Below are 12,983 nucleotides of genomic sequence, written 5' to 3'. Positions count from 1 at the left end.
AACAAATTTATCCCGAATATTCCCATAAAAGTTCCCGACTTCTTTAGGTATGGGATGCTCTCGTAAATAGGAATATTCGTTTGTTACGATTAATTTGTAAATAACAACAAAACTTAAGGGAGATGGAAAGAATGACAGTAGAAAGAACAGTTAAATGGCTTGGGTTGATTTGTATATTGGCAGGGATCGCTAGGATGGGGATGACGCCTTCCGGACTCATTTTTGGATCGGACAGCAAACAGGAACTTGCCTGTGCCTTGATCGCCAGTATCTTAATGGGAATTAGTTCAATCAACCTCTTTTTAGCGCAAGCAAAGAAAGCTGGCATTTTGGGATTTATCGCAACTTTACTTCTTTCAGTTGGTAATATTATTTTAGCCGGCGGCTTTTATGGGTTTTTCGCCTTTGGGGAATTACCGAAGCCAGGGACTTTCGTAAATATTGTTGAATCTCTAGCCTACCCAGGTTTACTATTAGGGACTTTAATCCTTATGATCGTCACCTTCCGTGCTAACCATTTTCCGCGCTGGTATATCGCCATTTTTGCACTCATGCTGCTATCTTTAGGAGTCCCTTTCCTCGGTGACTATTTCGCCTTCTTTTGGGGCTTAACCTATGTGGCAATGGGGTATACGATCTTTACTGAAAAATATGTCAGCACTTCAGTGAATATAAAGACCAAAAAGTCTAAAGCGGTCATAAATGAATAGTCTAAACGCCCCTTCCTTATAGATGGGGCGTTTCATCTAGTAAAAAGTGATTAAGAACGGCGGTTATCGGCGGTTTTTCTGATGATATCGGCGAAAATCATCCTTATATCGGCGCTTTTTCCCAAGAACTCATCAGTGGGCCCATGTTACATCACTAACCGATAAATTAAGAACCGTTCATTTTGATTATGCTCGTAAACATACGGCAAGATGACTTCCTTCTGCAGCTCGAAAGCAGTTTCCTGCTCTAAAAAATAAATATACTCCTCAGAAGGATAGTATAGAACCAGCTCGACTGCCCTTGGAGTATCCTCCAAAGAACGTAATATATTGTTAACCACTCTTCGAAACACTTGAATCGAAAAGGGATTAAAAAAATAAAAACGATTATCAAAGCTGCTGATTTCATACTCTTCTGCCAGGCAGCAAACAAATTGAATTTTGTCCTTCCCAGTCTTTTTCACATAACGCTTTTGATTTTGCAGTGCCTCATCGTAAAGATCTTCATTCATTTCAACCCCAGCAACTTTAACATCATAGAAATAATGAAGATAAAAATTGAGACGCCCCTTTCCAGATCCAAAGTCCACAATATGGTCGTCCTTACGCATCTCATAATGGCGGAACAGTTCTTCCAGTGCACTATACGGGGTGGGCTCATAACGATGATAGTGCATGGACTTATTAAATCCCTGCTGGTCGCCGCGGGTTTTAATATTAAGTAATTTATCAAAGTAATATTCTTTCATAAGTGACTCCTATAATTTCTATTTCCACTTATTTTAACAAAGGGCAACAAAAAAAACCGCTTAGATACAAATCAGTCTAAGCGGCACTCCTTATTAGTTCTCTTTCCTTAGCTTATGAACCTCATCGGCGACAAATTGAACATTCGTACCGATGATGACCTGGATACTTTGCGGGCCCACGATGTTAATTCCCGGTACACCCGCCGATTTAATTTTCTTCTGATCTACCTTATTCATATCCTTCACTTCTAACCTTAAGCGGGTAACACAGTTATCCACTGAAACTACATTCTCATCTCCGCCCAATCCTTCATAAATGATCGCTGCCATCGAAGCAAACTTTCTTTCGCCTGCAGCTGTCTCTGCCACAGCCTCCTCTTCATCCTCTTCGCGGCCAGGAGTCATTAAGTTAAATTTAACGATAATGTAACGGAATAAGAAATAGTAAATAACGGCAAAAACCAAACCTTGAACGATTAACATATAGGGCTTATTAGCAATTGGAATTTTAAAACTTAGCACAAAGTCGATAAGTCCAGCACTGAACCCAAACCCAGCTGTCCAATGGAAAGCAGCCGCAATGGCCAAGGAAAGTCCTGTTAAGACAGCATGCACCAGATAAAGCATTGGAGCTAAGAACATGAAGGCAAACTCAATCGGCTCCGTAACACCTGTAAAAAAGGCGGCAAAGCCGGCTGCTAACATTAATGACGCGACTTGCTTTCTCTTCTTCGTTTTAGCCGTATGAACCATAGCTAAGGCGGCTGCAGGCAGTCCGAACATCATGATTGGGAAGAATCCGGCCTGGTACATACCAGTTACGCCCTTTTCCCCCTTGCTCGCCCAGAAGTTTCCGATATCATTAATGTTGGCCACATCAAACCAGAATACGGAGTTTAAGGCGTGGTGTAATCCGGTAGGTATTAAAAGTCGGTTAAAGAAGCCATAAAGACCAGCTCCAACAGCACCTAAATCACTAATTGCCTTACCAAAGGTAATTAATGCAGTATAAATGGGCGGCCATACAAAAAATAAAACGGCGGAAACAAACAGCATTGAAATAGCTGTCATAATCGGGACCAGCCGTTTACCGCTGAAAAATGCGAATGCATCCGGTAATTTCACATGACTATAACGATTGTACATCATGGAAGCAACAATACCGGAGATGATCCCAACAAAAGCATTTTTGATTTTTTCAAATGAAGGATCCACTTTCGTTAGGTCAACTCCTTCTAGAAGTGCCACCGTGCCTGTTGAAAGCAAAGTAGTCACAACCAAGAAGGCAACCAAACCGCTCAGTGCGGCAGATCCATCTTTTTCTTTTGACATCCCTAGGGCAACGCCGACGGCAAAAAGAATCGGAATATTATCAATAATCGAACTGCCAGCTTTAATTAAGAAAGCGGCAAGCGGACTGTCTGCCCCCCATCCCGTTGGGTCGATCCAATATCCGATACCCATTAGAATCGCAGCTGCCGGCAAAACAGCTACCGGTAACATCAACGAACTTCCTAATCTTTGCAGGTATTTCTTCATTCTTCGAACCCCCTATTGATGTTTTTCTTTCCTGCTGCAGCTATCTCGAAAAAATCAAACAACGAATAAATAATGACTATCAAACTAGTAAGATAGCTGCTTTTTTCAATCATCACCTCCTTCAAGACCGTGTCCATTAATAGTTTACTGCCTGGTCCTAACTCCTATTACTGTTATTAGGGCGAAACAGAAAATAAAGACGCCTTGAGGTATAAGGAATCCTTTTTTCCCAGCTTTAAGAAATAATTAAGTTTGAACCAGTAAAGTAAAGGCAGAATTCCTTTTAAAAAATAACAATTGGAAGGTAACTATATGAAAACAATGAAGAAAAGAGTTGATTATCTCCTCGTCGGGATTCTCCTATTATCGGCAGGTTTAAATTTTTATAATCTGAATAATGCCGGGTCAAACACCTATTATACGGCGGCAGTCAAAAGTATGATGCAGAATTTCCATGCTTTTTTCTATGCTTCGTTTGATCCTGAAGGTTTCATCACCGTTGATAAGCCGCCAGTGGCACTGTGGGTTCAAACCTTAAGTGCTAAAATCTTTGGACTTAGTGATTTTAGCGTATTACTGCCAGAAGCTATTGCAGGGGTATTCTCGGTTTACCTTATGTATATCCTTGTAAAACCTAAATTTGGGCGCACAGCGGCCTTACTATCGAGTTTGGTTCTTGCGTGTTCGCCGATTTTTGTAGCGGTTGTAAGAACTAACAACGTGGATAGTATCTTAATTGTGACCCTTTTAATGGCCACATGGGCATTAATGAAAGCTGTAGACAAGAAAAAGCTAGGCTGGTTGATTCTTAGCGTTTTCTTAATCGGCGTCGGCTTTAATATTAAAATGCTGCAAGCCTATATGGTTGTCCCAGCCATTTACTTGTTTTATTGGATCGCCGTTAAATTAAACTGGAAGAAGAGATTGCTGCATTTAGCAGCGGCAACGGTAGTGTTGGCGGGCGTTTCTTTATCTTGGGCTATAGTGGTTGATTCTGTTCCGGCCAGTGAGAGACCCTATATCGGAAGCAGTCAGACTAATTCCGTCTTAGAATTAGCGTTTGGCTATAACGGGATCCAGCGTTTGTTGGGGCAGAATAGCGGTTCCTCTACTGGGGCCGAGAAGCAGGCTATTAACTCATTTACCCATACTAGTAATGAACAGACAGTTCAAAATCAAGCAGGAACAGCGACTAGCCAAGCCCAGGGAACAACAGGAACTGACAGTTCGTCAACCAGCCAAGCAGCAACAGGGGCTTTCGCTCCGCCAAACTTCCAAAATGGCGGCATGGATGGAAAAGGCGGCGGAACAAGTGGAATGTTCGGCACGGGCAGTACCGGTCCATTACGTCTATTCTCAACGGAGCTTTCCGGGCAAATAAGCTGGTTGTTACCGTTTATCCTCTTTGCTGTAATTGGTTTAGTTGCAGAATACCTGAAGTCTAAGCAATTTGATATGCGCCTTAAATTTGCGGCCTTTTGGCTGGCGTGGTTGATTCCTATGATGGTTTTCTTCAGCATTGCCGAGTTCTTCCATCAATATTATTTAAGTATGATGGGACCTGCCATTGCTGCATTAGTTGGAATTGGCTGGACGATACTCTGGAGCTTCTTTACCAACCAAGAGGGATGGAAGTCTCGGCTTCTGCCTTCAGGGATCCTGGTTACCTTCCTATTTGAATCATTAATTCTTCACCAAAACGCTCAATCAAAATCTTTGGTAATCGGAACGGTTCTTGTTGGGGCTGTCCTCTTTATTCTCATGGTTCCTCAGATAAAAAAAGAAGCCCTTTCCCCTGCACTGCCAATGGCGGCCCTGCTCGCTTTATTGATTCTGCCGCTATACTGGACGGGGATTACGATTAATAAAACAAATAATGCAAGTACTCCGATTGCAGGACCAGGTTCTGGCATGGGTGGCATGGGTGGCGGCCGAATGGCAGGTAATATGAGCTTGCCTGGAGGCATGCCAGGTACAAGTGGTAACATTGCACCTGGAGCATCACAAAATCAAGATGCTGCGAATATGACACCAGCTGCTAATCAAGAGGGTGTAAGTATCCCAGCAAGTGCCCCGGCGAATATGGGTGGTAAAGGAATGGACACTAAAAACCAATTAAACACCGGCTTGCTTGCTTATTTAGAAAAAAATTATGATGGGGAAAAATATTTCTTAGCTACCGACAGCACGCAATCAGCAGCGCCATATATTCTCAATACCGATTATTCAGTTATGGCGATGGGAGGTTTTTCAGGCAATGACCCCGCACTAACGCCTTCGAAATTGGAACAAATGGCGAAAGCAGGTTATGTTAAGTATTTCTTAATATCAGGACGCGGCGGAAGAGGACTAGATCAAAGTCAATCGGTTACACAGTGGATCAAGGATAACTGTGAAGAGGTTCCAAGCAGTGAGTGGCAATCAGATTCTAGCTCCCAAAACCAAACATCGTTTGGACCTGGCGGCGGAGATACGCTCTATGTTTATAAAGGATAACCGTTTTGTTTAACAAAAAGGACTAAGGTTTTTGACGCCTTAGTCCTCTTACTTTTTTTTAGATTAATAATCTTATCGCAGATAAAGCAGTAACCACTAAAATAAGAATCCGAAAAGGCTTTTCATTTATTTTCTTAATCAAGAAAGCTCCTAAAAGAGCACCCACAGCAATCGCTGGAATCATGATCAGGGCGAACAACAGCGTTTTTAAATGAATATTATGCCAGACCAAAGCCTGCATAGGTACCTTCGAAATATTGACAATGAAGAAAAACCAAGCGGTTGTTCCTAGAAATTTATCTTTCTTGAAGCCTTTTGCTAATAAAAAAACACTGAAGATTGGTCCTGCAGCATTGCCGATCATCGAGGCAAACCCACTAAGAATTCCCGTTAAGGCATAAAACCATTTACCCTTGGGAACTTTAGCACCCTCTCCTTTTTTCTCCATGTAAACTAAAATAATTAAACATAAAATAACACAAATAGAGATGATCATTTTAAATTGTGCGTCGTTGGTATACTCACCCACGACAAGTCCTAATAATAGGCCAGCAGCCTCCCATGGCAATAATGCTTTAATGTCTTTCCAGTCGGCGTGGCGATTATAATAATAAATCGCAAAGATATCCCCAATAATTAATAATGGCAAGATCATTCCCGTTGACTCTTTGCCTCCGAAGATTAAGGCAATGATTGGAATTACAGGCATTGAAAAAGCACTTATTCCCGTTTTTGAAAAACCAATCAAAATAGCCGCCACGATTACCCAAAGCCACTGTGATATGTTTAGATCAAATAAACTTAACATTTTAATATCCCCTATTTATCTAGCAAGTCCTGAAATATCTGTGCATTAAAAAAGCAGAAGAACCTATACTTTATTCTCCTGCTCCTAATTCCCATATTGAGTTTTGTTTTCTATTATGTCAATAGCAGCCAAGTTCTTTTAATGTGAATATTTTTCAGCCCTGTTCTTGCGGATACCATGGACGATAAAAGTGATAACAAAGGCTACCACCAAAACAACGATAAAGAGCTCATTTGGAATTTCAATATCAACGAGGGTAAGTCCCATTTTAACCGCAATAAACAAAATTAAGAAATACGCAGTCGTCTCAAGCTCTGGGACCCTGTTCATTAAACTGATAAAAAAGGTTGCCACACCCCGCATCAAAAGAATCCCGATCATACCGCCAAGCAAGACAACCCAAACCTCATCAGATACCGCTAGTGCAGTAAGGATACTATCAACTGAAAAGGCCAAATCCATTAGTTCGACGCTAATAACCGTTGCCCAGAAAACACCAAAGGTTTGGGTCAACCACCCCTTCGGTTTACGCTCCTCTTCCTCGTCTCCCTCTTCTTTCGTTTTTAGCTTGTCCATAAAGAATTTGACAGCTAACCAGAGTAAATAGAGCGCACCAATTAATTTAATAAACCATAGCTTAATTAAAAATGTTCCGAGTCCAATAAAAATAAACCGGAATACATAGGCACCCCAAAGTCCATAAATCAGGGCCTTCTTTTGCTGCTGCTTTGGCAATGGTTTTACAAACGCAGATAAAACCAAAGCATTATCAGCGGACAAGATACATTCCAGTACCGCTAAAGATAAAATTAATCCCCACGCCTTCGGTGAGGACAACACATCTGCCCACATCTGCCAATCCAGCATGGAGGCAAAGTTAGAGACCACTTCTTCCCACATCGTTCATTTCTCTCCTTTATTAAAAAAAGACATTTTGTCTATTATTTAATTTTAACGTAAAAACAGCAGCAGCTACTAGTTTTCCGCTTGATACCTCCGTCCTATCATTTAAATAAAGTCTTCCCAAATGGAGGAACAATTACCCAATTAAAGCAGCAAAAAAAAGCCAGCCTCCTAAAGGAAGACTGACAATATCGATTATCTTTCATATTTAGATAATTTGGATGTAACATTATCTGCTTTTCTTTCCTGCGGCCGCGCTTTTAAGTTAGAGGCCCAGGAAACCTGCGACTCATAATGCTGGGAACGCTCCTTATTAACCAGTTGCTGCAGACGGTCTTTATTTTTCTCAAGAAGATCTTCAAGCGACTTCAACCGCCGGGCCGGAAAAGCAAGTCCTGCCAGTACAGACGTAATCGTCGGGTCTGATTCAGAAATATACGTTCCTTCGAATAATTCAAGTGGTTCTCCGACCCTTTCAAAGATGGATGGCACATTAATCAGTTTCGCCATGCTTTCCGGTCCTTCATAGATTAAACCGGCTCTTATAACGCCTGTTGATTCAACCGGGCAGAAAATAGAATTTACCCATGATTGCTGAATTTTACTGGAGACATCAGCGGTTGTTCTTGCATCCGTGATGGTGGTTGATGAGATAATCGTCACTCCTCTTGTACTAAGTATATTCATTAAATCGGTTTTATCAAAGTTTCCAAAAAAAGAACTCTTCTTGGTTATTTGCAGCACATTATTAATGGCATCTATGACCTGATGATTGGAAGAAAGGTAAATCTGATGCTTACTTGATTGGGGATTAGCCTTCCGTAATTGATCATTATCAACAAGGAATACGGAAGACAGAGCCTCAATCCTCGAAATCTCCTCGATACAGGCTACGGCATTAATTCGGTTTCCCGCCAGCGCGTTACGGTCCGGGACCACCGCAATCGCACCAATGTTAATGCCCGGCAGCTGGTCCAATAATAAATCCATTAGGAGCGGACTCATCCCTGACCCTGTTCCGCCATCTGTAGAAAACGCCACTAATAATAGTTTAATATTTTTAAAAGACCGTTTGACAAAGTCAATTAACTCTCGATAATTTTCATTTACCGCTTTTAACCCAATCGACCGATCTTGACCGGCTCCGCTGTAGCCTGGGACAAAGTACTTCTTTTCAACCCGCGTATTGACTGTTCCATCGCGTTGATTTGTATTTATTAGTGCGGCTTGAAAGCCCAAAGAGGCTGCAATTTCGGCAATATTCCCTCCGGCCTGACCGACACCTAATATCCCAATTGATTTCGCCATTTTCCCTATCCCCTCCCTTTCTTCTAAAATAATACTCATCTTTTAGAAATTTAGACTTTACCAATCTAAAAACAAGTGAAATAGTTGGAAGACGAAAAAGAACCTTTCTTGGTCCGAAAGGTTCCTTCCATAATAAATCAGTTCGCAGCTTGTACTGGGTTCCCCGTAACAGAAGACAGCTTAAGCGATAATGGGAAAGCCAGCAAAAGCAAACATAGGATAAAACCAATAACCCCTTTCCATCCAAAGTTGGAAAAGAAAAAGCCTCCCGCTGTACCGGCAATACTTGAACCGGAGTAATAAAAGAACAAATACAGCGACGAGGCTTGCGCCTTGGCTGTGCGTGCCCTTCTGCCAACCCAGCTGGATGCAATCGAATGTGCTCCAAAAAAGCCAAACGTAAAGACAGCAATACCCATGATTTTTAACACTAATGGTACCGCTAATGTTACTACGGCCCCCGCTGCCATAATAATAAGACAGATCCATAAAACCTTTTTACGACCTAGGGAATCTGAAAGACGCCCCATCCACGTCGAGCTAAATGTTCCAGTCAGATAGACAATAAAAATCCAGCCCACAATGGTTTGGCTTAAGTGATAGGGAGGTGCCAGCAGTTCAAAGCCGATATAGTTATAAAGGGTAACAAAGCTTCCCATTAAAATAAAAGCGATACAAAACAAACACAAAAGAGCTGGATCCTTTAAATGTCCAATCAGCGATTTGCTTAGAGTCTTTAGCTTTAATGGCTTAGGTGAAAAATAACGAGAGTTTGGCAGGTGAAAGCAAAACCATAGGCTTAGGATTAAGCTGATGATCCCAATACTCCCCATGGCAACGCGCCAGGAGAACAGGTCTGTAATCGAGCCGGTAATAATTCTTCCAGCCATTCCGCCAATGGAATTTCCACTGATATAGATGCCCATCGCAATTCCAAGACTCTTAGGGTCAACCTCCTCACCGAGATAGGCCATCGCAATCGCTGGAAGTCCTGCGAGCACTATACCTTGCAGGATACGAAAACCCAGCAGCGAGCTAAAGGTCGGACTAAAGGCTGTGATAATGACAATTAGTGAAGAAAGGAGTAACGAGACCGACATAATCGGCTTTCTCCCCCAAGCTTCGGATATGGAACTTATAAATAACATGGAAATAGCAAGTGTAAACGTGGTTACCGATAAGGTCAGACTCCCAGTCGCCGCCGTGACATCAAATTCTTTTGTAAAGATTGGCAGTAAAGGCTGAACATCATAAAGAATCGAAAAGGTAATAAACCCTCCAGCAAAGAGCGCAAAATTAGCCCTTCGAAAGGCAGTCGTCCCTTGTTGCAGCTTCTCCAACATTAAAACCTTCTTCCTTTGGTTTTTCCCCTATCCACTTTACTCCTTTTTGGTGTCAGGCACCATAAAAATACATAAATCCACGACTGAAGGACACTTGTTGTTTTTTTATATTTCCTTTTCCACTCATTGTAAGTTTCCTTTTCTTGGGTCTTTGAAGTTAAAAATTAAAAAATAATAATGTCCTTTTCATTAAATCTTAATGCAAGGAGTTTCAATCCGAATTATGATAGTTACGTTAAAAATATAGGATTATAGTCACATTTGACAATCCTTATAGCGGGGTATCATTATGCTCGAAAAAATAAAGAGTTTTATTTACCAGGAAAGGGTTAGATGGGCCAGTAAATTTTTGTATTACTTGCTTATTCTTCTTTTACTGTTTTTTATGTATGGCTTCAATGACGCAAGTGCAGGTTCGTATATTTACAATGATTTTTAATTACGGGGGGATCCCAAAATGAAATTGTTACAAGCCATTCAAAACAATGCTAGGTTACAGCCAGAAAGATTGGTTTTTATCTCTCCTGCGAAACAGATTACCTACGGTGAGCTTTGGCAGAAATCTGATCACTTAGCGGGCTTCATTATAGCGCATAACCTTAAAGAGCACTCACCTATTTTGGTTTATGGACATATGGAACCGGAAATGGTGATTTCCTTCCTTGGAAGTGTAAAAGCTGGTCATCCCTATATTCCTGTTGATATCTCTATTCCATTAGAAAGAATGGAAAAAATAATCAGGAATTCTAAAGCGGAATTATTAATTAATGTGTCCGGACTCGAGCTTCCGATGGAAGAGTCATTGATAAGGGTTGTAACCCCTGAGGACATGGATAAACACGATTCAATAGGCTCATCCAATTGGGTTAAGGAACATGATGTTTTTTATATTATCTATACATCAGGAAGTACGGGAAACCCAAAAGGTGTCCAGATTACTGCCAACAATTTGCAAAGCTTCGTGGACTGGATGGTGGAAGACTTCCCAATTAAGGGCGGACTTCGCTTTTTAAACCAAGCTCCCTTCTCCTTTGATCTTTCGGTAATGGACCTCTACCCGGCTTTGGCAAGTGGCGGCACATTATTTGCAATTACAAAAGAAATGATCGCTAGGCCAAAGATCTTATTTGAAGAGTTAAAAAGGTCCGAAACAGAAGTATGGACCTCTACGCCTTCGTTTGTCCAAATGTGTTTGATGGACCCATCGTTTAATGATCACCTGCTTCCGGAACTTTCAGTATTTCTTTTCTGCGGCGAAATTTTGCCGGTTTTAGTTTGCAAGCAGCTGCGGGAACGATTCCCAAAAGCAAGGATCTTTAATACCTATGGTCCAACCGAGACAACGGTTGCTGTAACCTTTTTAGAAATAAATGATGAAGTGATAGAGGAATATCAAACTCTTCCTGTAGGAGCCGCAAAATCGGATACACAAATCATCCTATTAAATGAAGAGAATATGCCTGTACCCGAGGAAGAAAAAGGAGAAATCATCATTGTTGGACCAAGCGTAAGTAAAGGCTATTTGGGGCAGCCAGAACTAAATGATAAAGCCTTTTTCCTCTATAATGGACAGCAGGCTTACAGAACCGGTGATGCTGGTTTCATTAAGCAAGGCCTACTTTTTTATAAAGGAAGATTAGATTTCCAAATTAAGTTACATGGCTATCGGATGGAGCTTGAGGAAGTTGAATACCATATTGCCAAATGCAAATATGTGAAATCAGCAGTTGTTGTTCCCATTTATCAAGATGATAAGATTGAATACCTATCCGTATTGATTATTCCAGCGGAACATCCTTTTGAAAAAGAATATCAGCTTACTGGTGCGATAAAAAAAGAACTAGGATTAGTACTGCCGGCCTATATGATTCCACGGAAGTTTTCTTATCATAAAGAACTGCCAATCACACCGAATGGTAAAGTGGATAGAAAAACGATCCGTGATAAGGTATTGCTATGATTCCATATAGTTCTTTTACCTTCTTTTTCATCCTAGTGATTCTTTTAGCACCAACCATAATCCTTGGTTTACAAGGGAAGAGATTTCAATCATATAACATGGTTATAACGGTTATCGTATTAGCCATTATTTTTTCAACTAAGCCAGCTAGTGCGCTTGCCCTGGTCCTTTTTACAACCTGGCAGGTTCTATTAATTGAAGGGTATATAGCCTATCGAAAAAAAGCAAACAGCGGCTGGATTTTTTCCTTTGCCGTCATTGCTTCCATTCTTCCATTAACGATTTATAAATTGCTTCCTTACTTTTCAGATACTAACTGGATGTCCTTTTTAGGGATTTCCTACTTAACTTTTAAAGGAACACAATTGATTATGGAAACAAGGGACGGGTTAATAAAACAAAGACTCCCCCTTGCTAATTTGCTATATTTCATTTTATTCTTCCCGACTATTTCATCCGGTCCAATTGACCGGTACCGTCGGTTTGACAAAGATTTAAAAGCAGAGGTAACAGCTGAGCAGTATAAGCAGCTGTTATATGATGGCATTAACAAAATATTCTTGGGCTTTTTATATAAATATATCATTGGCTATTCTATTAATCATTTTTTCCTTCCAAACTTAAGATTTATTGCGACAAGTCATTTTCAAAGCCAGCTCTTTTATATGTATGGGTATAGTTTTTATTTATTTTTCGATTTTGCAGGTTACAGTGCATTTGCCATTGGCGTCAGCTATATTATGGGGATCAAATCGCCGGAAAACTTCAATCTGCCATTTATCAGCAGGAATATAAAAGACTTTTGGAATCGCTGGCATATGAGCCTTTCCTTCTGGTTTCGAGATTATGTTTACATGCGGTTTGTTTTTTGGATGACGAAAAAGAAGTGGATTAAAAACCGTAACATTACCTCTAACCTCGGATATATTTTGTTATTTCTGTTAATGGGTTTCTGGCATGGGCTTGAGATTCAATATATTCTCTATGGAATCTATCATGCCTTACTGATGGTCGGCTACAATACGTTCGAGCAGTTTAATAAAAAGCATAAATGGTGGCCGCAGACTAGATTCACTCGGGTCGTTAGTATTGTGATTACCTTCCACTTTATTTGCTTTGGATTTTATATATTTTCGGGACATTTTATTCAAAAAGGAGCATGATTTC

General features: G+C 40.8%; 11 protein-coding genes. 5 read left to right on the top strand and 6 right to left on the bottom strand.

What is annotated here, in order from left to right; genetic code table 11:
• Positions 1-131: 131 nt before the first annotated feature.
• On the top strand, positions 132-710 hold the full coding sequence (locus V7266_RS12920; protein WP_335468294.1) for a hypothetical protein: 579 nt from the start codon (positions 132-134) through the stop codon (positions 708-710).
• Positions 711-856: 146 nt separating this feature from the next.
• Here V7266_RS12920 and V7266_RS12915 read toward each other — a convergent pair whose 3' ends face one another.
• Positions 857-1,459 (bottom strand): SAM-dependent methyltransferase, encoded by a 603-nt coding sequence (locus V7266_RS12915; RefSeq protein WP_335468293.1) that lies wholly within the window; start codon positions 1,457-1,459, stop codon positions 857-859.
• Positions 1,460-1,552: 93 nt separating this feature from the next.
• Positions 1,553-2,998, bottom strand: coding sequence for an N-acetylglucosamine-specific PTS transporter subunit IIBC (gene nagE / locus V7266_RS12910; RefSeq protein WP_335468292.1), 1,446 nt, complete (start codon positions 2,996-2,998; stop codon positions 1,553-1,555).
• Between the two features lie 312 nt (positions 2,999-3,310).
• Here nagE and V7266_RS12905 point away from each other — a divergent pair, with 312 nt between their 5' ends.
• A complete protein-coding gene (locus V7266_RS12905; protein WP_335468291.1) occupies positions 3,311-5,494 on the top strand; it encodes a glycosyltransferase family 39 protein in 2,184 nt (727 codons plus the stop codon).
• Between the two features lie 58 nt (positions 5,495-5,552).
• Here V7266_RS12905 and V7266_RS12900 read toward each other — a convergent pair whose 3' ends face one another.
• The 4 genes from V7266_RS12900 to V7266_RS12885 form a co-directional block, all read right to left on the bottom strand.
• A complete protein-coding gene (locus V7266_RS12900) occupies positions 5,553-6,302 on the bottom strand; it encodes a sulfite exporter TauE/SafE family protein (RefSeq protein WP_335468290.1) in 750 nt (249 codons plus the stop codon).
• 138 nt (positions 6,303-6,440) lie between these two features.
• Complete coding sequence (locus tag V7266_RS12895) at positions 6,441-7,202, bottom strand: TerC family protein (protein WP_335468289.1); 762 nt, start codon at positions 7,200-7,202, stop codon at positions 6,441-6,443.
• Between the two features lie 198 nt (positions 7,203-7,400).
• Complete coding sequence (locus V7266_RS12890) at positions 7,401-8,513, bottom strand: cell division protein FtsZ (RefSeq protein ID WP_335468288.1); 1,113 nt, start codon at positions 8,511-8,513, stop codon at positions 7,401-7,403.
• A gap of 137 nt (positions 8,514-8,650) precedes the next feature.
• A complete protein-coding gene (locus V7266_RS12885; protein ID WP_335468346.1) occupies positions 8,651-9,853 on the bottom strand; it encodes an MFS transporter in 1,203 nt (400 codons plus the stop codon).
• A 316-nt stretch (positions 9,854-10,169) separates the two neighbouring features.
• Between V7266_RS12885 and dltX the strand changes: the two genes are divergently transcribed.
• The 3 genes from dltX to dltB are packed head-to-tail and all read left to right on the top strand — an operon-like array spanning position 10,170 to position 12,979.
• Positions 10,170-10,295 (top strand): teichoic acid D-Ala incorporation-associated protein DltX, encoded by a 126-nt coding sequence (dltX, locus tag V7266_RS12880; protein WP_420491396.1) that lies wholly within the window; start codon positions 10,170-10,172, stop codon positions 10,293-10,295.
• A gap of 18 nt (positions 10,296-10,313) precedes the next feature.
• On the top strand, positions 10,314-11,816 hold the full coding sequence (gene dltA, locus V7266_RS12875) for a D-alanine--poly(phosphoribitol) ligase subunit DltA (RefSeq protein WP_335468286.1): 1,503 nt from the start codon (positions 10,314-10,316) through the stop codon (positions 11,814-11,816).
• On the top strand, positions 11,813-12,979 hold the full coding sequence (gene dltB, locus V7266_RS12870; protein ID WP_335468285.1) for a D-alanyl-lipoteichoic acid biosynthesis protein DltB: 1,167 nt from the start codon (positions 11,813-11,815) through the stop codon (positions 12,977-12,979). Before dltA ends, dltB begins: the two co-directional genes overlap by 4 nt.
• Positions 12,980-12,983 lie beyond the last annotated feature (4 nt).

Source organism: Neobacillus drentensis, assembly GCF_036965645.1.
Taxonomy (GTDB): domain Bacteria; phylum Bacillota; class Bacilli; order Bacillales; family Cytobacillaceae; genus Neobacillus; species Neobacillus drentensis_D.
Note: the sequence above shows the minus strand (reverse complement) of the source record. Positions and strands in the feature narration are given on the sequence as shown.